The organism is Anaerotignum sp. MSJ-24, assembly GCF_018918145.1.
GTDB lineage: Bacteria > Bacillota > Clostridia > Lachnospirales > Anaerotignaceae > Metalachnospira.
The window spans coordinates 114,342-137,673 of record NZ_JAHLPX010000001.1; the positions used below are offsets into that span (position 1 = coordinate 114,342).

Consider the following 23,332-nt stretch of genomic DNA (forward strand, 5'->3'; position numbering starts at 1 on the left):
TGGATTTAATATCTAAAATCTAAGGAGGACAAAATGAAAGGCTATATTGAAATTTTAGACGTATATGCAAGAGAAATACTTGACTCAAGAGGAAATCCCACAGTTGAGGTTGAAGTTTCGGTTGAAGGCGGCTTTATGGGCCGTGCGGCTGTTCCCAGCGGTGCATCAACAGGTCAGTTCGAGGCTGTTGAAATGCGTGATGGCGGCGACAGATATATGGGAAAGGGCGTTCAGAACGCAGTTGACCATGTAAACAACGAAATCGCAGAAGAAATTATCGGTATGAATGCTCTTGACCAGGTTGCTATCGATAAAATGCTTATCGATCTTGACGGAACATACAACAAAGGCAAGCTCGGTGCAAACGCTATCCTCGGTGTATCAATGGCGGTTGCAAAGGCAGCCGCAGAGGCACTCGATATGCCTTTATATCAGTATCTCGGAGGATTTAACGCAAAACAGCTTCCCGTTCCCATGATGAACATTATGAACGGCGGTAAGCATGCAGACAACACTGTTGACTTCCAGGAATTTATGATTATGCCAGTAGGTGCTCCTTCATTCAAAGAGGCTCTCCGTATGTGTGCTGAAATCTATCATAACCTTAAGGACGTTCTTAAGTCAAAGGGACTTTCAACAGCAGTAGGCGACGAAGGTGGTTTTGCTCCCGACCTTCCTACACCCGATGCAGTTATCGACCTTATCAAAGAGGCAGTTGAAAAAGCAGGCTATGGCTGGGGCACAGATATTAAGATTGCTATGGACCCTGCAACAAGCGAGCTTTTCGATGAAAAAGACGGAAAATATCATTTCCCCGGCGAAAGCAAAATGGTAGGCAAGGAAATAGTAAGAACAAGCGAAGAAATGGTAGAGCTTTGGAAAAAGCTTGTTGAAAAATATCCTATCATCTCTATTGAAGACGGTCTTGCAGAAGAGGACTGGGCAGGCTGGCAGTTACTTACTAAGGAAATCGGTGACAAGGTTCAGCTCGTTGGCGACGACCTTTTCGTAACAAACACAGACAGACTTCAGAAGGGTATCGACCTTCATGCCGGAAATGCTATCCTTATCAAGGTAAATCAGATCGGTACACTTACAGAAACATTCAACGCTATCCAGCTTGCTAACAGACACAAGATGACAGCTATCGTAAGCCACCGTTCAGGCGAAACAGAAGACAGCACAATCGCTGACATCGTTGTTGCCGTAAATGCCGGACAGATTAAGACAGGTGCTCCCGCAAGAAGCGACAGAGTTGCTAAATATAACCAGCTTCTCAGAATTGAGGAAGAGCTTGAGGATGCAGCAGAATATCCCGGAATTAAGGCATTCTTCAATATTCAGTAATATAATCTTTCAATGATAACAAAAGCTTCCGAAAGCAGTTAATGCCGACGGAAGCTTTTTGCTTATATTTAATTTAATTGTTTTTTGTATTCAAGTCCCCATAGTTCGATAGGCTGATGGATTAGCCAAGAGATGAATTTATATCGGAAATGAAAAAGGCTTATCCGAATTATTCAGGCGAAAATTATCTTGAAATGTCAGCCGGATACCTTTATCAGTAAAAGCAAAAACAGGAAACCTATCAAGGTTTCCCGTTAAAAATATACCGGTGGTGGGGCTCGAACCCACACGCCCAGAGGGCAACAGATTTTGAGTCTGTCTCGTCTGCCAGTTCCGACACACCGGCTTATTAATGATTGAGTTAAAATCAACCATTAAATAATACCATATTTATTAATATAAATCAACTTATTTTACGCTTTTTTATTTGATTCGTTAAGTAAATCTTCCAATGTAAGGTTATCAACGACATTATCTATTGCATCTTTAATCTTTTTCCATACCATAACAGAATTGCATGAGCCTTGCTTTTCACAGGTTTTGCCTTCATCAGCCACACAATATACCGGAGCAAGCGAGCCTTCCAATATTCTTAAAATATCACCTACGGTAATTTCCTTAGGCTCTCTGGAAAGGGCATAGCCACCCTGAGCACCGCGGTAGCTTGTAAGAAGTCCTGCTTTTGTGAGAGGATTAATTATCTGTTCAAGGTATTTTTCCGATAAATCCTGGCTTGCCGCAATCTCCTTTAACGGTTTATGTCCTTTGTTATAATTTCCTGCAAGATAAACCATAATCATAACACCGTATCTGCCTTTTGTAGATATAAGCATAACAAATTTCCCTCCAAATAAATAATCCTATATGTATACATGACATTAGGTTTAACAATAGTATAGCACATTACTATGAATTATGCAAATTTAATCCTTATTCTTTGTCCGAGCTGTGCATTCGGGACAAATTCCCGTAAATTCAACGTTATGTCCGGTTATGGAATATCCGGTTTTTTCGGCAATAAGCTCGGCAATCTCATCAAAGGGACAATCCTCAACCTCAACGGATTTATGACATACGGAACAGATGAGTTCGTGTTTATGAATATGGTCATTAAAGTGATAGTAGGTTTTTCCGTCCATATGGATAGATTTGGAAAGTATATTTTTATCGGCCATAGCATTTAAAGCACGATATACGGTAGACAGATTCATAGTATCCGAAACGTCATCAAATATTTCTTCGGCAGTAATAGGATGACCGGCATTTCTTATAGCAGACAGAAGCATAAGACGTTTTTTTGTTGCTTTAAGAGAAGCCTGTTTAAGAATATTGCTGTCATTATTATATGAAATTTTATTATCATCACACATTTTAAACACTCCAAAGCGTAAACTAATTCTTAATATATAATAACATAAATAATATAAATTACAATATTAGAGAAACGACAGAAGATAAATAAGAATGATATAAAATCAGAATATATCAAAGTATTATAGCAAAAATACGGAAATTGACGTATCAAGTAAAAATTACACGTATTTATTCGCTAAAGTTGCGTTTAGCGAATAAATTGATATAGCTATATACTTATTCCCTTTTCGATATATACATAAAATTTTTATGTAATAATTAAAATTTTGCTATAACAAAAAAACTGACTGACAATAAAATTATCAGCCGGCAAAAAATTATTTAATTATTTTCTCTTAAAATATATCTGCCTCTGCCAAGCTTTTTAGCTTCATACATGGCGGCATCGGCTTCAAGTATAAGTTTATCGGAATCAGTATCACAATTTGATGAAAATATAATTCCCGAACTGCAAGTCATTTTATAGCTATAATATTGACTGCCACTATATATAAGTTTCATAAACTCATTTATGCGTTTTTCAACAATTTCTTTATCAATGCACTGCACGAATACAAGGAATTCGTCACCGCCAAAGCGTCCGATTATGTCATTGTTATTAAAAACACGTTCAAGTGCATATGCAACGGATTTGATTGCCATATCTCCGGTATTATGGCCCATAGAGTCATTAATATCCTTAAAATGGTCAATATCAATCATAATAAATGCATAAGAATAATTTGGCGGTCTATATGAAGAAGATCTGTAAAGCTTTAATTTTTCATCAACTTCGCTTATAAATGCCTCTCGGTTTTTAACACCTGTAAGATGGTCAATGCTTGTTTGTTTTTCAATAGTCTTTATAAGCAACAGACCGATAATAAATACAACAATAGCTGTCATTTCCGCAAATAATGTAATTCTTTGCCTAAGAACTATTGCATCGGCAAATATTTCGGACTCCGGTGCGGCTATAACAAGATAAGCATTATTATTCAACTTACCGATAGAAAGGTATTTTGATTTGCCGTTATATTCATAATGAACATTGGATTCGTTATCTCTTTTGTTATGTATATTATCTATATACTTTACAATATCAATGTCTACATAATCGGAAAGCTTTTCGCCCTTTTCTATATCCGGATGATATATGATTTCGCCATTGTTATTTATTAAAAATGCGTAACCTGTATCATAAATGGAAATACTTTGCACTAAAGAAACAATATAAAGAAAATTAATATCCATTCCGACAATACCTATAAATTCATCATTTATGTATATAGGGATTATATAAGAGATAAGATAATTATTTGTATTTCGGTTAAGATAAGGCTGCATCCACAATGCTTCACCCTTTTTCATTGGTTCATAATACCAGTCGACATGGTCATAATCATCGGCAGCATACTTACTTAAATCCGTTGGCTCTTCATACACGTAAGTTCCTTTTCTCTGGTTTCTTATAAGAAATATTCCGGATTTAGGATCGGTAAATTCGGGATTAAATCTTGCATATACTCCGACAGCGCCTCTTGTATTTTTCGCAGTTGTGATATACATATCGCTTATGTTGTTTTCAAGATTTTCCACATATTCAGGATCACTTTTAAATGAATCTATATCATCTATTGACAACACTGTATATTTAGCAAGGATATTAACGGACTGCTCTATGCTGCTTAACATATCATTAAAGCTGAGACGATTGTAATCGCAAAGAAGATTCATTCTTTGTACAGCATTTTCGGAAATTATTTTATTTGCGGTATTTACACTTATTGTACCTGTAACAATGATTGCAATTATAGTACATATCATAATAATAGATACAATTTTACGCTTAAGATTATTCATGAAATTCCTCGTATTGATTTATATAACATGACAATTTTGCCTATAAACTTATTTTATTATTATAACATATAATATTAATTGTTACGTAATAATGTTGTACAATTTTAAAAAAAGACCAAGTTTGTTACATATGCACATATATCATATCTATAACAAACTCGGTCATATATTATTTATTGCTGTGTTTTTATTTTTTTAAACCTAATTTTTTGCTGAATTCAGCCATTGCCTCCGAAATTTTTATCTGCTGGGGACAGACTGCTTCGCAGCTTTTGCATGCAATACAAGCTGAAGGCTGTTTATCTGCCGGAAGTGCCGCAATAGCCATAGGAGCAATAAAACCGCCGCCTGTAAAGCTGTGTTCATTATATAATTCAAGAATTCTCGGTATATCTATTCCTTTCGGACAGTGAGATGTACAATAACGGCAGGCTGTACAAGGAAGTGTATTTGTTTTTAACATACCGCCGGCAATATCGGTAATTGCTTTAAATTCCGCATCGTTTAACGGTTTATTTTCTTCGTATGTATGTACGTTGTCCTTAAGCTGGTCAAGGTTTGACATACCGGAAAGTACGACAGTTACACCGGGAATTGACTGTAAAAAGCGGAATGCCCAAGAAGGAATATTTTCGTTCGGACGAAGTGCCTTAAGCTTTTCGGTGTTTTCATCGCTTAATGATGCAAGCTTGCCGCCTCTTAACGGTTCCATAACCCAAATTGGAATGTTTAATTCATTAAGAAGGTCAACCTTTGCCTTTGCGTCCTGGAATGTCCAGTCGATATAGTTAAGCTGGATCTGACAGAATTCCATATATTTTCCGTAAGCATTGAGGAATTTCTTCATAACTTCAAGACTGCCATGTGCGGAAAAACCGAGATGTTTAATTCTGCCGTTTTCCTTCTGCTTGAGAAGATAATCAAGTATACCGTATTTTTCGTCAAGATAATAGTCTACGTTCTTTTCGTAAACATTATGGAATAAGTAAAAATCGAAATAATCGACACGACATTTTTTAAGCTGTTCCTCGAATATTTCCTCTACCTTGTCCATATTGTTTATATCATATCCGGGAAATTTTGTTGCAAGATAAAAGTTGTCTCTGGGATATTTGCTGAGAATTTTTCCTGTTACATTTTCCGATTCTCCGCTGTGATAAGCATAGGCTGTATCAAAGTAATTTATACCGTTTTTAATTGCATAGTCAAACATTTTCTCTGTCTGGGCAACATCAATGTCTGTGTCTTTTTCAGAACCTTCAATCAAAGGAAGACGCATTGTTCCGACACCGAGAGATGAAAGCTTGATGTCCTGAAAATTGCTGTAAATCATTGTTCATACCTCCGTATAGTTTATTTTACAGTATCAACTATACACCTTGGAGTCAACTCTAAGTCAATGATTTTTACGGCAAAATAATTTATTTTAATATGCTGTACACACATTCCAGCAGAGAAAGTGAAAGAATTATATTTATAATACGGAAATGCTTTATATAAAAGCTTTGTATAAGCATACCCATACCTATCCATGTTAATGTTGCTACCGAACCAATGGTTGCTATAAACAGCTCAAAAAGCAGTAATATTCCGAAGGCTGTGCTGTAATCCGTAATATATCCGGTCAATGCGGTTACGCCGAAAAGATATATTTTTACGTTTACAAACTGTAACATAAAGCCCTTCATAAATGATGCGGATTTATCAGAGCTTCCGATTTCCGGTTTGCTTATGGCTATATGTATTGCAAGCCAGAGAATATAAGCTGCACCTATGTATTTCATAATTCCGAGAACGGACGGAAGAAATGTGCTCACTCCATAGACTATCAATGCACATATTATCTGAACGGAATAGTATCCGGCAAATATTCCGAAAAACAGCGGTCTGCCCTTTTTCCAGCCGTAATTTGCAACTGTGTTCAAAGCAAGTATGTTTCCCGGTCCCGGTGTAAAGGCATTAATAACGCAATATATAAGAAAACTGATTAAAATATTAAATGGCATTTTATGGCCTCCTTTTCTGCTGAAGATTGTATCACAGAGACACATAAAATATGTAATACTTATTATTTATAATTTATAATAGATTTAAACTATATATTAGGATTGAATTTCATAAGTGCATTTATATAGGTTTTTCCAAGCTCGGAAAGGCCCTTATCCTTGTTTTTTATATAGCCGATACGCATTTTTTCATCAGAATCAATCGGTATTGAGATAATATTGTCTGCCTGTAAATATGTCGGAAATATTCCGCTTGATATTGTATATCCGTTTAAGCCGAGCATAAGATTGACTATTGCGGCTCTGTCACTTACCATTATGCTTTTTTCAACAGGCATATTGCTGAAAAGCTCTTCCGCAAAGCCGGCGGATTCATAAACGCCCTGTACAAAGCTGAGCTTTGGATAAGGCGCAAGCATTTCGAGCGTAAGTGACCGGTTTTTTGCAAGCGGATGCTCCTTTGATATAAAAACATGCGGTTTTGCTGTAAAAAGCTCAATAAAATTAAGGCTGTATTCATCAAATAATCTGCACAAAGTACCTTCGTTTTCACTGCTTAAAAACAGTATTCCTAAGTCGCTGAATCGGTTTCTTACATCTTCAATAATCTGGTGCGTCTGCGTTTCGTTGAGTATAAATTCGTAATGCTCATTGCCGTATTTCCGCACAAGCTCAACAAATGCGTTTGCTGTGAATGTATAATGCTGTGTTGAAACGCAAAATCTCTGTTTTGCCGTACCGTAATCGATATATCTCGAATTAAGAATATCCATCTGCTCAAGCACCTGTCGTGCATAGCCCAAAAACTCCATTCCTTCCTTTGTCGGCACAGCTCCGGAACGTCTGCGGATAAATATTGTAATGCCGGCCTCTTTCTCAACCTCTTTAATTGCTTCAGAAAGGCTCGGCTGTGATATATACAATGTCTTTGCCGCCCCAGTTATAGAACCCTTTTCGGCAGCGGTTATCATATATTTTAATTGCTGTAATGTCATAGTTCCTCCTGAAAATATAATATGGGATTATTATAACACCGCAAATGAATAGTGGCAAAGAATTATAAGTTTACTATAAATATATTATGTAAACTTATAAAATGAAACAAAAGCAGTCCAAATTTGAACTGCCTCTGTCTTAGAATTATTCATGTATAGTTATTTATTATAAAATTCCTATGCTTTTACGCAATAAAGAACTTCATAAACACCTCATATGCCTCATGGATAGCTTTCATTGCATCTCCGATTTCGGCACAGTCACCTATCCTTACATAGGAAATCTTTTCGTTAAGGCATTCCTCGGGAATTTCTCCCGACTGTACCTTATATCCGGCTGCGATTATTACGTTATCGGCTTTAAGCTGAACTTCTCCGTCCGGTGTATCGCAAACAATGTATCCGTCGCAAATTTCTTTTACGGTTGTTTCTGCCATTGTTTTGATTTTGTCCGTCTTAACCTCTTTCATAACAATCCATTTAAGACCGCTGAAATCCTTACCGATTTTCTTTGTCATTTCTACAACGGTTATATCCGGAACAATATCAACAGCAGGAATGTCTTTGCCAACAAATAAGCTGTTAAATGGTATTGATTCTTTTGTTGAGAAACGGCTTTCCGCTATGTATTTAGCTGTTTCGATACCTACCGAACCGCCACCGATAACAACAACACTACCCTTTTTAACCTTTGCAAGAAGTTCCGGTGATGCGTTGAGCACCTGCTCTGCCGTATATACATTATCTTTGTCAATACCCTTTATAGGTGGAATAACAACATCTCCGCCGGTTGCGTCAACAACAAAATACGGCTGTATTTCATGTATTAATGCTCCTGTAACCTCTGTATTTAAACGTATGTCAACACCAAGCTGCTCAAGCTCATATTTCTTGTTTTCGATGAAACAGCGTAAATCCTGTTTTTCGGGAGGAATTGCGGCTGTGTTCAAAAGACCGCCAAGCTTATCGTCCTTTGTGCAGAGAATTGTTTTATAGCCTCTTTCTGCCGATTTCTTTGCGGCTTCAAGTCCGGCAGGGCCGGCTCCGGCAACAATAACCTTTTTAGCAGATATAACTCTTCTGTGTGTCTTTTCTTCAACCTCTCTGCCGGCTTCGGGATTATATGCACAAACAACGCTCTTGCCTTTAAGAACGGCCTCAATACACTTATTACAGCCCTGACAACGGTTATAAGGTACACCTTCAAGAACCTTGCGTGAAAATTCCGGATCGGCAAGGAAACCTCTTGCCGTTCCTACAAAATCAGCCATTCCGTTCTTTAATATTGCTTCCATTGTATCTATGTTGTTAATTCTGTTACAGGCAATTACGGGAACATTGACAGCTCTCTTTATTGCATCGGCGAGATAAGCGAATCCGCCTGCCGGAAGCTGATAGGAAATCTGCGGTACAGGAGCTTCATGCCAGCCGCCTGTTACGTTTACCGCATCAATAAGCCCTTCTTTTTCTGCTGTTGAACAGAATTTCTGCATATAGTCTACGCCATAGCCACCGGGCATCATCTGTGAACCGGCAATACGTACTATAACGGGATAATCCTTTCCGACTGCTTTTCTGATTGCTCTTAATACATCAAGAGGAGCTTTCATTCGTCTTTCTTCGTCTCCGCCGTATTCATCGTCACGAAGATTTGTTATAGGTGAGAAGAAAAGTGAAAGTAAATAGCCTGCCGACATACTTACTTCAACCGCATCTACACCTATCTCCTTAAGCTTTAATGCCGCATCGGCAAATGCCTTTACTGTTTCCTCTATCTTTTCGGCTGTCATTACCTCACATTCGTTTCTGTATATGCCGGAAGGAACATTTGAAGGAGCTATCGGTTTAAGACCTTTATCACTTGTGGCGTTTCTGCCTCTGTGGAAGAGCTGTACTATATGTTTTGTGCCATAGCTGTGAATCATATCTGTTATTCTCTTTTCGGCATCAAAAAAGCTTTCGTCCGTAACATTAGGCATTGAATCGGCAGTTCCTTCGTCATTTACGCCGACAACCTGCGTTATTGCCGCCGGAGAACCTTTTGCTCTTGCCTCAAAGAAAGCATAATCTTCTTCGCTGAGCTTACCGCCCTTTGCAAAAGCAGTGTGCATAACGAGCATAATAATTCTGTTTTTAAGCTCCATATTATTAATTTTATAAGGTGTTGCTGTCATTAAACTCATAATAAACTCCTCCTTAAGTTGGTATTAGGTACTTATTCGGTACTTGCCTTTACTTATGTTATTAATTTTAGTATAATAAAACAGTAAGTTAATTTCAATGGGCATAATAGCTAAATGTGTATATACACTTTTAGCTACTGCGTGTATGCACAGTGCCCGAATAAGTAAATGGGGGAAAACAAATGAAGAAGAAATTTTTATCAATGGCAGCTCTTGTGCTGGCTCTCGTTATGACGGGCTGTTCAACAGGAAATGCAAAAGCAGAAACACCGGCAGAAGACACAAAGGCCGATGCACAAACAGAGGAAACAACAGACGGTACAGGTGATATAATGCGTGTTTCCTACATTGATGTCGGCCAGGGAGATTCCGAATTTATCGAGCTTCCCGACGGAAAAACGCTCCTTATTGATGCCGGAACAAACGAAAGCGGCGATGATGTTGTTGAATACATAAAATCACTCGGATATACTTCTATTGATTATGTTGTAGGAACACATCCTCACGAAGACCATATCGGCGGACTTGATGATGTAATCAATACTTTTGACATCGGTGACATTTATCTTCCGAAGGCATCTGCCGACACAAAAACATTTGAAGATGTTATGGATGCAATCACAGCAAAGAATTATATCGTTTATACAGCACATTCCGGTGTAACAATAGATAAAGATGAAAGCAAAAACCTTTCAGTTTATATGGTAGCACCCGTTTCCGGAGAGTACGAGGAGCTTAACAATTTCTCTGCCGTAATCAAAATTGTTTACGGTGATACATCATTCCTTTTTACAGGTGATGCGGAAGAGCTTTCCGAAAACGAAATTACAGATGACGTAAGTGCAGATGTTCTTAAGGTTGGACATCACGGAAGTACAACATCAACAAGCCAGGCTTTCCTCGACAAGGTTAATCCTTCTATCGCTGTTATAAGCTGCGGTGCCGGAAACAAATACGGTCATCCGAACCAGGAAACACTTGATAAACTCAACGCAAAGAATATTGAGATATTAAGAACAGATGAGCTTGGAACTATCGTGATTACATCGGACGGAAAAACAATAACAAAAGAAGTTACTACCGAAGGCGACAGCATAGCACCGGCAGGCAATACAGATAATGCTGTTTCCGAAGCACCTGCCGAAAAAACATATGTGCTTAACACAAATTCAAAGAAAATACACTATGCAGACTGCTCTTCCGTTGCAAAAATGTCAGAGTCAAACAAGGAATATACAGACGATTTCCAGAAGGCAATAGATGAAGGCTATGAAGCTGCCGGCGACTGCAATCCGCAGTAAATAATGAAAGCTGAGTGATATTAATGCGTATATCAAAAGACACAAAATCAAGTCAGATTATCGTAGACAGAATTGAAGGCGAATATGCCGTTTGCGAAACCGAAGACAAAAAGATGATTGATCTTCCCCTTTCACTTCTTCCCGAAGGTGTAAAGGAAGGTAATATGTATGAAATCGGTTTTACTCCTCTTAATAAAGAAAAAGAGGCTCGCAAAAAAATGATTGAAGAAAAAATGAATACAATCTGGGTAGACTAAGCACACAAAACAAAATCCCTTTCGTTTCAAAAGCTGAAATGGAAGGGATTTTTGCTGTCAGTATATTTGATTTATTTTCATGTATAAAATAAGATACAGATTTCCCTGTTCGTCAAATAATTTCTCGATTTTCTCTATCTCAGCATCAGAAAGAAAAAGATGTGTTTTTCTGACCGAAGTTTCCCAAACAGATAACAGCTTTGTCAATAATTCGACGGTTTTTTCCCGAACCTAATATATTTTCATGTTAGCGGTTCTCCGGTTTCAATTCTGTTTATATATAATCTTAAATATATCCTGCATTTCAACGTCCATGTCTGCAAGCAATGTTGCACAGGCGGTAAGACGTTTTTTAAGATCGTCATTTACATTACCGGTGGTTTTATATCTTAACTCATGCTCAAGGCTTGCCCAATAATCCATTGCTATTGTTCTGAGCTGTACTTCTGCTTTTATATGCTCGGTTGATTCTGCAAGAAAAATCGGAACAGAAACAATGAGATGAAGACTTCTGTAACCGTTTTCTTTAGGATTTTTAATATAATCCTTAGTTCTTATCAATGTAATATCGTCCTGGTTTGTGAGCAGGTCCGCAACTTTATATATATCTTCTATATAATTGCAAATCACTCTTATTCCGGCAACATCAAATATATTGTCTCTTATTGATTGTACGGAAACATCGAAGCCTTTTTTATTCAGCTTTTCTACAATGCTTGCCGGTGCCTTAAGACGGCTTTCAATATTATGTATAGGGTTATAATCAAATTTTATTTTAAATTCATCATCGAGTATTTCCAGCTTAGTACGTATTTCCTTAATAGCCGCACTGTACATCTGATATGTAACGCTGAAATCCTTAACTTTCTGAAGGTCCTCTGCCTTAATAAAAACATCTGCGGACTGCACAAGCTTGTCTATTTGTAATGCCAATTCCAATCCTCTCCTTAGTGTATTATTATTTATATCATACCCCATAAGTATTAAAAAATAAACATAAAATGATAAAATTTGAATTAATTATACATAATCCATTATATTTTACGTATGCTTTATATGAATTTTTCGGAATTCGGACATTAAAATAATATTGTCCATTTAAAAATTGTTTCCTTCAAGGTAATATATAAATGTTATACGATACCGAAAGGGTGATATGCAGATGTTTAAAGACAGGATGGCAAGAGCCATGATAGAACCGCTTGTTAATAAGGTCCTGCATGATTTAAAAAATGATCCCGAACGTTCTTTGAGAAATGTTGTTGATCTTATTCTCAGTTTTCCCAACGGACGTTTCAGTAATAATATGTTCGAAATGCTTCAGAAAATGCTTACAAATGAAAACAGTGCATATTATACGCTTATTAATAAAATAGTTTCATATCTCGACATGGAGAATTTAAAGGAATTTTCGATTAATGCCGGATATAATGCATGCACAAGCGGTGCAAAAACAATAAGAGATTTAAGTAATAAAAATAACTGCTGCATTCCTTGGATACTTCTCATCGAAACGGATAAGCAGCACAGTAAACAGACTGCAGACATAATAAAACAGGCAAAAGAACTTGGAATATATATCTTTTCTATTGTAGACAGAAAATTATGTGATGAAACAATTGAAATTATAAGAGCCAATAAAGATTGTGCATTTATTCTTTTCACTGATGCAGCAACAGTTTCCTATAAAACAATTGGTATGTTTGATGATATTAAAAATATATTGATGTCTATAAAGGGAACTAAGAATGAGCTTTCCGCAGCAGCTGATATTTTGAGAGAAAATCATAAATTCTTCGCTGTATATGTACCTTATGATGATGAAAATTACCGTGATATCTTCACAGAGGAAACACTTAACTATTTCGAAGATTATACCGAAACATTTCTGTTTTGTATGCCTATCAAAAAATGTAGCACAGAAACTTTAGATTATATGAGTTCAAATGCAAAGAAAGTACGCGATGAACAGAAGCACTCATACGTAATGATGGATGTTTACAACGATACTCTTACAATAGATAAGATGATTTCCGGAAACAATTTTTCGGCAATTATTGATGTTGAAGGAAATTTGTATTCCAACAAAGAGGACGGCACAAAATACAACATAAACAATATGTCGCTTTTAGATGTGCTTAAAAAATATCAAAAATAATACAAACATAAAAATGTCGATACAGTACAAAACTATATCGACATTTATTTTTTACCTTATTCTCTTGCATTTTCGGGAAGAGTATTAACTATTTTTACTGCAAGGTCTTCTATACATGATCTCAAAAGAACAACATACTGCTCTGCCGGCATACAGTTTTTATCCTTAAGCCAACGGACAATAGACGCAACAAAGGCATCTGTATAGAATGTAATATAAAAATCCTGATTTTCCTTATTGGAAAAATAGCCCTTCATATATTCATTAAGAATCGCCACAAGAACATCTTTGAAATATTCCAAAAATGAATTCTGACCTTCAATAAGTAATGCCTTTGAATAAAATGCTCTGTTATCATAGAAATAAGTACATATATCAGAAATAAAATCCCATTCATCGGAATACATCTTTGACGGTATACGCATTATAAATTCGGAATTGAATATCCAGTTTACTAAATCATATTTATCTCTGAAATGATAATAGAAGCTTTTACGGTTCATTTCGCATTTTTCGCAAATATCCCCAACACTAATCTTTGAAAACGGAACAGAAGCCATAAGCTCCTTCATTGCAGAGGCAAGTGCTCTTTTGGTTATATTAGAATCAGCCAATATACCGCCTCCTAAAATAATGTAATGACATAACATCATTATATCATAAATTTTGCTTTTATCCAATGCTTTTATTAATGTTTTTAACAGCATATAACATAGATAAAGCAAGCTACAACTTTCCCCATTTTATTTTTATATATTTTTGCCAAAATGTCAACCATAAAATTAAATTTTAATTAAAACCGGGACACAACAGAGTGCATTCTGTCATGTCCCGACAAGTTTAAACATATTTTTTCATATGTTTTAATGCAGTTTTTTCCAAACGGCTGACCTGTGCCTGAGAAATACCTATTTCGTCCGATACCTCCATTTGTGTTTTGCCTTCAAAAAATCTTAGCTGAAGTATTTTTTTCTCACGGTCATTCAGCCTTCTCATTGCTTCATTTAACGAAATGTTATCAAGCCACTGATTATCATTTTCCTTATCATCGCTCATCTGATCCATGACATAAAGTGTATCTCCGTCATTATGATACACCGGTTCAAACAATGAAACAGGATCCTGTATTGCTTCAAGTGCTGTTGTTATATCTTCGGCAGGAACCTCCATTATTTTGGAGATTTCCTCTATTGTCGGTTCCTTGGAATTTGCCTTTGTAAGCTGTTCCTTTATTTGTAATGCGTGATATGCGGTATCTCTGAGCGAACGGCTGACACGTATAAAGTTATTATCACGCAGATAACGCCGTATCTCGCCTATTATCATAGGCACAAGATATGTTGACGGCAGTACATTCAGAGATATATCAAAATTATCTATACCCTTTATAAGCCCTATACAGCCGACCTGGAACAGATCGTCTATGGATTCGCTACGGTTGTCAAACCGCTTTATTATGCTGAGAACGAGCCTTAAATTACCGTTAATAAGTTTTTGCCTTGCCTCCTTATCACCTGCCTTTGTTTTTTTAAAAAGTTCGGCGGCCTCTTCCCTTGTAAGTACGGTAAGCTTAGATGTGTTTACACCGGTTATTTCAACCTTTCCGCAGTATCCCAAAATGCTCACTCCCGTCATGTATTTTTAATACAAAAAACAGCAGTCAGAGAGTATGTGTTTTTAACACTACATAATAAAATACCTTCCGAAGCTGATAGTTTAATTTTGCCCCGGAAGGTATTTTTTATACTGATTATTTATTTTTTGCCTATTGGCATATGATTATCTTTCGTAAGGTGTTATAACCCATTTAACACAGTTATCAATCTTGTTTTCGAATACATCATAGCCCTTTAAAACATCATTAAGCGGTGCTTTATGCGTTATAAGGCAGCTTGTGTCGATCTTTCCGCACTGGACAAGCTTCATTATCTGTTCTGCGTAATCGCAGTTTCCGTCTACACCACCTGTTTTGAATGTAAGGTTTTTGCCATACATAAGCTGAAGAGGTATTTCCTGCGGCTCTGCATAAAGTGCAACAACAACTACTATTGCACTCGGTCTTGCGGCCTTCCATGCAAGCTCGAATGTGCTCTTAAGTCCGGCAACCTCAAATACTCTGTCGGCACCTCTGCCGTTTGTTTCTCTCATAATAACTTCGAGCGGATCTTCGTTCTTCGAGTTTACGATAATGTCTGCAAGTCCCTGCTCTTTGGCAAGATTAAGTCTGAAATCGTCTACGTCAACAACGATTACCTTTGCAGGGCTGTAAAGCTTAACGCTCATAAGTGTACATAAGCCTGTAGGGCCTGCACCGATAACAACAACAGTATCAGCCGGAGTAAGCTCTCCGATAGATGCTGCCCAGTAGCCTGTTGCAAGAATATCGCCGTTGAAAAGAGCCATTTCGTCTGTTACATCATCGGGAATAAGTGTCATTCCGTTGTCTGCGATGGGTACACGGACATATTCTGCCTGACATCCGTCAATACGGCAACCAAGCTCCCAACCGCCCTCTACACAGTTATTTACAAAACCGTTACGGCAGAAAAAGCAGGTTCCGCAGAAGGTTTCAACACTTACGGAAACACGGTCGCCCTTCTTGAATTTTTTAACAGCACTGCCTGTTTCGATTACTTCGCCGACAAACTCATGTCCGAGAACCGTGTTTTCCTTTGCTCTCGGAACTGTACCATGCTTGATGTGAAGGTCGCTTGAACATATTGTTGAAAGCGTTACCTTAACGATTGCATCTCTTTCGTCCTTTATTACTGGTATAGGTCTGTCCTCAAGCTCAACCGTACCATGACCTTTGTATACTACTGCCTTCATTGTTTCTCCCATTTTTACCAATCTCCTTCTATCCTTATATTATAATTCGGCAGCTTCTTTTTCTGCCTCTTTAATTGCTTCGTTAATTATCGGTGTAGGATCTTCAACCATGTCTATGCCGTCTGCCGCAATACATTTGAACTTTTCGATTCCGAAAAATCCGCACATTGCCTCAATGTATCTTGCACCCATTTCCATAGGATTGTTGTTATAATTTCCACCTCTTGAGGTTATATATACAAGCTTGTCGGCATTGCATACGCCAAAGCAGCCGTTTTCTGCATTGCAGTCGAATGTTATGCCTTCAACGCAGAGATTTTCAATATATACCTTAAGAAGTGCAGGAAAGCTTAAATCCCAGAATGGTGCGGCAATAACGATTTTATCGGCATTTTTGAACTGCCATGCGTAGCGGAAACGAGGATGGTCAAATTTTTTGTCGGCAAGAAGTCTTTCTCTCTGCTCAAAAAATCCGTCCTTAAAATATTCCATAGGCTCGTCCATAAGACAAAGCTCCTCTATATCATACTTGTTTTTATCCAGTTTATCAAGAAAATGCTTTGCAATAACGGCCGTTCTTGAATTTTCTCTTCTTACACAGCAATCTACATAAAGAACCTTTTTCATTAAAAAGACCTCCCTTATTTTACGGTAACAGTAAGCTCGCCGAATATTTTATCTTTAATAATTCTGTCTACATCTGCCTTAAATGGAACAGAGTTTGCGGCACCGTTTTTTCCGATACATATTGCACTGGCTGTTGTGGCAAGTCTTAAGCTTTCGGCAATGCCTTCGCCGTTTAAAACGCCATAAAGGAAATATCCCATAAATGTATCTCCGGCGGCTGTTGTATCGACAACATCAACCTTGTAGCAGCCTATTGAATATGTTTTTTCTCCGTCAAAACAGCATGCACCGTTAGAACCGAGAGTAAGCAATATTTTGCATTTAGGATAGCGTTTTTTAAGAACGTCAAGTATATCCTCGTCCTTTTCACAGCCGGCAATCTGTTTGCCTTCAACCTCGTTTACAACAAGCCATGTGAGCTTTTCAAGCGGATATGAAAGCACCTTTTCGTTCATAGGCGCGGCATTTAACGCTATCTGAAGACCTTTTTCGTAAGCCTTGTCCATAATATAGCCGACAAGATTTGTTTCGTTCTGAAGAAGAACAAGACCTTCATTTCCGAAGCTGTCAAGAACGCTGTCGATATATTCCTCTGTGAGCATCTGGTTTGTGCCGCCGTAAAGAAGTATGCAGTTCTGGCCGTTTTCATCAACCTGTATAATTGCATGTCCGCTGGAAGCATTAACCAGCTTAATCATTGAAGTATCAACGCCGTTATCTTTAAGTGCGTCTACGAGTATCTGTCCGTCGTTGCCGAGCATTGCCGCATGGACAACCTCATTGCCGGCCTTTGCCGCAGCTATCGACTGGTTAAGACCTTTGCCGCCGCAGTTTTTGGAAAAAGCATGTGATGATTTTGTTTCACCGGGAAGAAGAAATTTGTCTACCTTATATACGTTATCAATGTTGAGTGAACCGAAATTTAATATTTTCATTCATATATCCCCTTTAAATGTTTAATTATTTTCCTGCTCTGTTTGTGATTTTTTGATTATTTTTTCTCTGAAGGTCATTCCGGCAATAACGCAGAATATTCCGATAACCTTAAGAATGCTTATCTGCTGACCGAAGAAAATGCGGTCAAGCACAAGCGACATTGAAAGCTGGCCTATCAAAACAACGATTGTTGAAACCATAACCGTTGATTTTTTTGTTCCTATAACAAGGAAAATAAGAGCCACAAGTCCGGCAACACTGCCGAGATAAAGGTAAGCCGGAACCGTTTTTATATATGATATTGAAAGCTGGTTTAAGTTGCCGGCGCACGCAGAAAGAACAAATGCGATTATTGTTGCCTCCACATAATTTATAAGTGTTCCGTTTATATTGCCGAGATATTCGGAAGCTTTAACATTGACCATTTTATTAAAAACATTAAGTATGCCTAAAATAATTGCAAAAATAAAATACTTTACCAATGTCCGCACCTCCTTAACCGTTTATAACAAGCAGAATACCGATTGCGACAAGCATATATGCCGGAATCTGTTCTTTTTTGAACGGAACCTTTTTAACGCCGAAAAAGCCGTAATTATCAAATATAGCAGAAACGACAATCTGTCCCATTACCGAAAGAGAAAGCACCGCCGTTGCACCGATGGACTGGGTACACCAGCTGCTTATGCCGACTATGGACACACCGAGAAATCCGACAATATAAACATAAGGCGGACAGCCGGTAAATTTTATTTTTTTACGCTGAACAACAGGTATGTAAATCAAAAGGATAATTGCCGCAAAGAAATGTACAAAAAAAGTCATTACAAATAATGAATGATAAATGCCAAGCTGTCCGTTGAAAGAAACCATTATGCTGTTAAATATACCGGACAGAGCAAGGTACAAAATGCCCATCTAAGTTCACCTCAAAAAATTTTTATTGACCTTATATTATTATCGGCTTTTTTGCCATATTTGTCAATCTAAGATTATATCTGTTATGCACATCCTAATAGCTTAAAATATAAATAAAAGCCCAAATAATTATAGTTAAATTTCTAACTGTTTGGGCTAAATTTTTACAAATCAATATCTTAAATCTTGCCAGTCGCTTAAATAACCGTTAATAAAATAATAATACTCGGTTGAACGTACGTATTCGTACACAAATTGTTCCATAGTGCCATAATAAGAGTTGTAAGTATTAATATTATCCGGATACCCATGACCGGCTAACCAATATGCGTTCTTTGACATACCGACCCAAATATAATCACCGGATTGAATTCTATTCCATTCATAATTTGAGATACCATAGTATGTTTTTGGATTTTCCCAGCTGGCCACAAAGTAACCTCTTACTATTGTATCAACTCCCGTAAGAAGTGTATCTGTGTCAATGGAAACTTGTTTATGATTTTCCCAAAAGAAAAATTCTTTAATCTTATACTGGTTTTCATTTATCTTTTTTAGATCCCATGAATTGAAACCTGTAATAGTATCCAATCGCCATTCGTTCCTTCCAAGCATATAAGCACTGGTTGGTTCAAAATCACCATACGGTAAAACATTTTTGCTTAACCAAACAGTTTTATTTATTAAAGGGCAGGTTTCATACCAACCGACTTTTTTATAAGCTTCAACTTCCGATTTTAAAGTATATCGTATTCTTCCGTCATCTGAATAAAGTGGAACTTTATCAGAAACATTATTGTTTGAATAAGCCGTTCCTGTTGATTCATCAAAATATAAAATCCTGTTATACTCTTCATGTGTTACAGTATTATAGACATTTGGAGTTTGGTCCATTAACAATTTGAAATTTGTATCATTGTTCCAAATTGTGTTATGCCAGCTATAACCATCATTTATCACTAATGAATTTGTCGAGTAATTCATAGATATAGCATATGAAAACAAATTTGACACATCGGCTGTAGATAGCATAACTTTGTTTTCAATTAATTTGGGTGCATATTTAAGCCAAAGAACATTATTATTTACAAAATTACTTGATGTGTACATTCTCTCTTGATATTCATTTTTACCTACCGAAAAATTATATATTACATTATCATGTTCAAAATTATTTTCTACGCCATAATCTATTCCGTATTGAACAGTCAAAATTTTGGTAGAACTATTATAGTTTGATATTCCGCCGAAATAGTTACACAAATCTCCTATAGATATATAAGTGATGCCGTTTTCAGATTTTACCGGTACAGTATTCGATAAATTGGTGCCATTATATAAGACATTTATATTGTCAAAAGCAAAAACTTGAAACGAAAATGACATTACGGTCAATAGTAATGTTAATAAAAAGATTTTAAATTTCTTCATTAGAACCTCTCCTCTCTAATTAACAAAATTTTCTAAATTCAAGTTAATTATATCACTGTACTTGTTATAATCAATATTATATTTAATTAAATTATAATTATTATCTTAAGAGAAGTTTATCGGCTTTTTTGCCATATTTGTCAATTAAACTTGGTGAATAAAACTAATTGATTTGGACTGTAATTTATTGTATGCTTATTTTAAGTTTATATAAAAGGAGATGTTTGATGTGAGTGAATTACAGCCGCATATCAGATTAAGTAAAGAAGTAAATTCAAAATATGCCATAATGCCGGGCGATCCTGCAAGACTTGACCGTATTGCACCCTTCCTTGAGGACGTTCAGGAGCTTACCTTCAACCGTGAATACAGAAGCCTTGTCGGTACATACAAAGGTGTCAGAATACTTGCCATATCAACCGGCATGGGCGGTGCATCGGTTGCAATAGGCATTGAGGAGCTTAAAAACATAGGCGTTGAGGCAATGATAAGAATTGGCAGCTGCGGAACAATACAGCCACAGATAAAGGTCGGAGATATTATTATCGTAAACGGTGCGGTACGTGATGACGGTGCATCACAGACATATGTCAATCTTAAATTCCCTGCCGTTCCCGATACAGACCTCACAAATTACTGCATAGAGGCGGCCAGAGAGCAGAATTTTCCTAACCATGTCGGAATATGCCGCAGCCATGACAGCTTCTATATTGATAATGAGGACGAAATAAATGCTTTCTGGGCAAAAAGAGGCGTTCTCGGCAGTGATATGGAAACAGCCACACTTCTCACCGTCGGCAGACTCAGAGGAATAAAAACAGCGTCCATACTTAACAATGTTGTGCCTTACGAAGGTGATACTCTCGACAGCATAGGTGATTATGCAAGCGGAGAAGATGCGTCAATGATAGGCGAAAAGAACGAAATTATCACAGCCCTTGAGGCATTTGTAAAGCTTGATAAAGCAAGTAAATAAGTTCATATTATTATAAAAGCAGACCATATCTTTCGATATGGCCTGCTTTTCTCTGTAAACAGCTTACCATTTATATTTATGTAACTGTCCCTGTGTTGTCATGCCTTTGAAATTCTGCTGTCTTAATGCCTCATAAAGTATAATCGCAACCGAATTGGAAAGATTAAGGCTTCTTAAGTCGCTGTACATAGGTATTCGTATACTTGTGTCCTTATAGTCAAGAAGTATTTCCTCCGGTATGCCGGCGCTTTCCTTGCCGAACATAATATAATCGTCCTCATGGTACTCTACTTCCGTATAAATCTGTTTTGATTTTGTTGTAGCCATAAATATTTTTGCATTGGGATTTTTGTCTTTAAAGTCCTCAAAATTTTCGTAATATCTAACGTCAAGATATTTCCAGTAATCAAGGCCCGAACGCTTTAAATATTTATCATCAACAGAAAAACCGAGCGGCTTTATAAGATGAAGTGTTGAATGTGTAACGGCACAGGTTCTTGATATATTTCCGGTATTTTGCGGTATTTCCGGTTCATGCAGAACTATATTCATTGTTTTTTCCTCCGTAGCTGATTTCTAACGTATATATTACTACATATTTTAAAAATAATCTATTAAAATTTAACTTTTCCCATTGACTTATTTGCTGTAATATATTATTCTTTATAAAGAATAATTATTATTTAATAAAAGGAGTTGATATTATGCTCGGTACACCCGATCTGCTTCGCTCAAAAGGACTGAAGGTAACTCCGCAGAGAATTGCAATTATGGATATGCTTATGAACACATATGAACACCCTACTGCGGAAACGATTTTCAGAACTCTTGCGCCTACCAACCCCACAATGAGTCTTGCCACTGTATATAAAACACTTGATGCTTTCAATCAGGCTAATCTTATTCAGGCATTAACCATTGACGGGGAAAGCCTGCATTATGACTATAATACAGAATTCCATCCTCATATAATATGTGAAAAATGCCATTCAGTAAAGGACATCAATGTTGACATTAATTCTGAAATAAGCGAAATAGTCGAAAAGGTTAATTCAAAAATAAATCATAACATAAACAAAACGCAACTTTTCTTTTACGGAACCTGTGATGAATGTCTGAAATAATTTTAAATTTATCGGTAAAATTAACCGCATAACAAAACTACGGCATCTGCACAATTAAATAAAGTACAGATGCCGTAGTTTATTAATATTAACTTACATATCCCTGCTGTAATTCTGATTTATTAAGATTTAAAAGAAGTTTCGGGATCTAATATAGGTATATATCTTTGTTTAATAATCATCATCAATGTTATCGTCCATATCGTCTATGTCGTCAATTTCGTCAATATTATCAACGTCTTCGTCCGGTATGATTCCGTCAACAACATCACTGCCGGATGTAACCTCTTCAACGTCCTCATCGTATTCTTCATCAGGAAGATCGGCTATCTTTTTCTTAAGCTCTTCAAGCTTTTCAACTATACATTTATCATTAGCAGAAAGAGTCTGTGCCTTTTTAATATAATTTAATATTTTATTAGCACAAGCCATTGCAGATTCCTTATTTCCCTGATAATAATATTCAAAAGCAAATGTAACTATAAACGGAGTTGACATATTCTTTGTTCTAAAATATTTGAAAAGCAGAGGTTTATTGTCTGCAACATATTTTCTTGCCTCATCAATCTTGCCGGTAAGGAAAGCATACTGTGCAAGGTTGTTATAGAGTATGGCTTTGTGGCTTTCCGCAAGCTTGGAAACATCAACCTTCTTGAGTGCCTCCGATGCCTCGTCATATCTGCACATTGTTGCATAGCCTGCCGCAAGATTTGTCATAAGCATTGCCTTAAAGCTCTCGTCGTCAACACGGTCGATATAGTTATTGCACATTTCGATATATCTTTCGGGATCGTTCTCTTCGCCGAGTATTCGGTTAAGATGCTCAAGCATTTTTGAATACTCTTTATTCTTGCTGTTTACGATGAACATTCTTGCCACAACAAGAGCTGCCCATATAACGGCAATTACCGAGATAAGGCTCTGCGGCTTCATCTGGAATATTTTTGCTATTATAATAACTACAACAGCCGAAACTATACCTATCATAATAAGTGTCTTATTTAATTTATCTCTTCTGTCAGCCATTT

24 protein-coding genes and 1 tRNA gene are annotated in these 23,332 nt (G+C 36.9%); 6 read left to right on the forward strand and 19 right to left on the reverse strand.

What is annotated here, in order from left to right:
- Positions 1 to 33 precede the first annotated feature (33 nt).
- A complete protein-coding gene (eno, locus tag KQI66_RS00490; RefSeq protein WP_216426753.1) occupies positions 34 to 1,347 on the forward strand; it encodes a phosphopyruvate hydratase in 1,314 nt (437 codons plus the stop codon).
- 263 nt (positions 1,348 to 1,610) lie between these two features.
- Here eno and KQI66_RS00495 read toward each other — a convergent pair.
- The 8 genes from KQI66_RS00495 to KQI66_RS00530 form a co-directional block, all read right to left on the reverse strand.
- Positions 1,611 to 1,693: transfer RNA gene (locus KQI66_RS00495), tRNA-Leu, on the reverse strand.
- A gap of 67 nt (positions 1,694 to 1,760) precedes the next feature.
- Positions 1,761 to 2,180, reverse strand: coding sequence for an RrF2 family transcriptional regulator (locus KQI66_RS00500; protein WP_216426754.1), 420 nt, complete (start codon positions 2,178 to 2,180; stop codon positions 1,761 to 1,763).
- Between the two features lie 90 nt (positions 2,181 to 2,270).
- On the reverse strand, positions 2,271 to 2,717 hold the full coding sequence (locus KQI66_RS00505) for a Fur family transcriptional regulator (protein ID WP_216426755.1): 447 nt from the start codon (positions 2,715 to 2,717) through the stop codon (positions 2,271 to 2,273).
- A gap of 325 nt (positions 2,718 to 3,042) precedes the next feature.
- Positions 3,043 to 4,563, reverse strand: coding sequence for a sensor domain-containing diguanylate cyclase (locus KQI66_RS00510; protein ID WP_216426756.1), 1,521 nt, complete (start codon positions 4,561 to 4,563; stop codon positions 3,043 to 3,045).
- 187 nt (positions 4,564 to 4,750) lie between these two features.
- Positions 4,751 to 5,896 carry an aldo/keto reductase gene (locus KQI66_RS00515; RefSeq protein WP_216426757.1) on the reverse strand — a complete coding sequence of 382 codons (1,146 nt, stop codon included), beginning with the start codon at positions 5,894 to 5,896 and terminating at the stop codon, positions 4,751 to 4,753.
- A gap of 88 nt (positions 5,897 to 5,984) precedes the next feature.
- A complete protein-coding gene (locus KQI66_RS00520) occupies positions 5,985 to 6,569 on the reverse strand; it encodes a LysE family transporter (protein WP_216426758.1) in 585 nt (194 codons plus the stop codon).
- 89 nt (positions 6,570 to 6,658) lie between these two features.
- Positions 6,659 to 7,564 (reverse strand): LysR family transcriptional regulator, encoded by a 906-nt coding sequence (locus tag KQI66_RS00525; protein ID WP_216426759.1) that lies wholly within the window; start codon positions 7,562 to 7,564, stop codon positions 6,659 to 6,661.
- A 185-nt stretch (positions 7,565 to 7,749) separates the two neighbouring features.
- Positions 7,750 to 9,747 (reverse strand): oxidoreductase, encoded by a 1,998-nt coding sequence (locus KQI66_RS00530; RefSeq protein ID WP_216426760.1) that lies wholly within the window; start codon positions 9,745 to 9,747, stop codon positions 7,750 to 7,752.
- A gap of 182 nt (positions 9,748 to 9,929) precedes the next feature.
- On the opposite strand from KQI66_RS00530, the gene KQI66_RS00535 reads away from it, so the two are divergent.
- Positions 9,930 to 11,048 carry a ComEC/Rec2 family competence protein gene (locus tag KQI66_RS00535; protein ID WP_216426761.1) on the forward strand — a complete coding sequence of 373 codons (1,119 nt, stop codon included), beginning with the start codon at positions 9,930 to 9,932 and terminating at the stop codon, positions 11,046 to 11,048.
- A 23-nt stretch (positions 11,049 to 11,071) separates the two neighbouring features.
- Positions 11,072 to 11,305, forward strand: a complete 234-nt coding sequence (locus tag KQI66_RS00540; protein ID WP_216426762.1) for a DUF3006 domain-containing protein — start codon at positions 11,072 to 11,074, stop codon at positions 11,303 to 11,305.
- Between the two features lie 264 nt (positions 11,306 to 11,569).
- Here KQI66_RS00540 and KQI66_RS00545 read toward each other — a convergent pair whose 3' ends face one another.
- Positions 11,570 to 12,238, reverse strand: coding sequence for a GTP pyrophosphokinase (locus KQI66_RS00545; RefSeq protein WP_253287600.1), 669 nt, complete (start codon positions 12,236 to 12,238; stop codon positions 11,570 to 11,572).
- 229 nt (positions 12,239 to 12,467) lie between these two features.
- Between KQI66_RS00545 and KQI66_RS00550 the strand changes: the two genes are divergently transcribed.
- Positions 12,468 to 13,463: a hypothetical protein gene (locus KQI66_RS00550; RefSeq protein WP_216426764.1), complete on the forward strand. Its 996-nt coding sequence runs from the start codon at positions 12,468 to 12,470 to the stop codon at positions 13,461 to 13,463.
- A 56-nt stretch (positions 13,464 to 13,519) separates the two neighbouring features.
- Here KQI66_RS00550 and KQI66_RS00555 read toward each other — a convergent pair whose 3' ends face one another.
- From KQI66_RS00555 to KQI66_RS00590, 8 genes are all read right to left on the reverse strand, one after another.
- Positions 13,520 to 14,077, reverse strand: a complete 558-nt coding sequence (locus KQI66_RS00555; protein ID WP_216426765.1) for a TetR/AcrR family transcriptional regulator C-terminal domain-containing protein — start codon at positions 14,075 to 14,077, stop codon at positions 13,520 to 13,522.
- Between the two features lie 226 nt (positions 14,078 to 14,303).
- Positions 14,304 to 15,083, reverse strand: a complete 780-nt coding sequence (gene sigG / locus KQI66_RS00560; RefSeq protein WP_334300577.1) for an RNA polymerase sporulation sigma factor SigG — start codon at positions 15,081 to 15,083, stop codon at positions 14,304 to 14,306.
- 159 nt (positions 15,084 to 15,242) lie between these two features.
- On the reverse strand, positions 15,243 to 16,292 hold the full coding sequence (locus KQI66_RS00565) for an alcohol dehydrogenase (RefSeq protein WP_216426977.1): 1,050 nt from the start codon (positions 16,290 to 16,292) through the stop codon (positions 15,243 to 15,245).
- 39 nt (positions 16,293 to 16,331) lie between these two features.
- Entirely contained in the window at positions 16,332 to 16,919 is a 588-nt protein-coding gene (locus KQI66_RS00570; protein ID WP_216426767.1) for an NAD(P)H-dependent oxidoreductase, read from the reverse strand.
- A 14-nt stretch (positions 16,920 to 16,933) separates the two neighbouring features.
- Positions 16,934 to 17,854: a ribokinase gene (locus KQI66_RS00575; protein ID WP_216426768.1), complete on the reverse strand. Its 921-nt coding sequence runs from the start codon at positions 17,852 to 17,854 to the stop codon at positions 16,934 to 16,936.
- A gap of 21 nt (positions 17,855 to 17,875) precedes the next feature.
- Positions 17,876 to 18,337, reverse strand: a complete 462-nt coding sequence (locus KQI66_RS00580) for a DMT family transporter (protein ID WP_216426769.1) — start codon at positions 18,335 to 18,337, stop codon at positions 17,876 to 17,878.
- A gap of 13 nt (positions 18,338 to 18,350) precedes the next feature.
- On the reverse strand, positions 18,351 to 18,773 hold the full coding sequence (locus KQI66_RS00585) for a DMT family transporter (RefSeq protein WP_216426770.1): 423 nt from the start codon (positions 18,771 to 18,773) through the stop codon (positions 18,351 to 18,353).
- A 171-nt stretch (positions 18,774 to 18,944) separates the two neighbouring features.
- Positions 18,945 to 20,204 carry a copper amine oxidase N-terminal domain-containing protein gene (locus KQI66_RS00590; protein WP_216426771.1) on the reverse strand — a complete coding sequence of 420 codons (1,260 nt, stop codon included), beginning with the start codon at positions 20,202 to 20,204 and terminating at the stop codon, positions 18,945 to 18,947.
- 220 nt (positions 20,205 to 20,424) lie between these two features.
- On the opposite strand from KQI66_RS00590, the gene KQI66_RS00595 reads away from it, so the two are divergent.
- Positions 20,425 to 21,180 (forward strand): nucleoside phosphorylase, encoded by a 756-nt coding sequence (locus tag KQI66_RS00595; RefSeq protein ID WP_253287603.1) that lies wholly within the window; start codon positions 20,425 to 20,427, stop codon positions 21,178 to 21,180.
- 63 nt (positions 21,181 to 21,243) lie between these two features.
- On the opposite strand, the gene trmL is transcribed toward KQI66_RS00595, so the two are convergent.
- Positions 21,244 to 21,732 carry a tRNA (uridine(34)/cytosine(34)/5-carboxymethylaminomethyluridine(34)-2'-O)-methyltransferase TrmL gene (gene trmL, locus KQI66_RS00600; RefSeq protein ID WP_216426773.1) on the reverse strand — a complete coding sequence of 163 codons (489 nt, stop codon included), beginning with the start codon at positions 21,730 to 21,732 and terminating at the stop codon, positions 21,244 to 21,246.
- Between the two features lie 152 nt (positions 21,733 to 21,884).
- On the opposite strand from trmL, the gene KQI66_RS00605 reads away from it, so the two are divergent.
- The gene (locus KQI66_RS00605) at positions 21,885 to 22,304 is read left to right on the forward strand and encodes a Fur family transcriptional regulator (protein ID WP_216426774.1); all 420 of its coding nucleotides are present in this window, start codon (positions 21,885 to 21,887) and stop codon (positions 22,302 to 22,304) included.
- 171 nt (positions 22,305 to 22,475) lie between these two features.
- Here KQI66_RS00605 and KQI66_RS00610 read toward each other — a convergent pair whose 3' ends face one another.
- Positions 22,476 to 23,330 (reverse strand): tetratricopeptide repeat protein, encoded by an 855-nt coding sequence (locus tag KQI66_RS00610; protein WP_216426775.1) that lies wholly within the window; start codon positions 23,328 to 23,330, stop codon positions 22,476 to 22,478.
- Positions 23,331 to 23,332 lie beyond the last annotated feature (2 nt).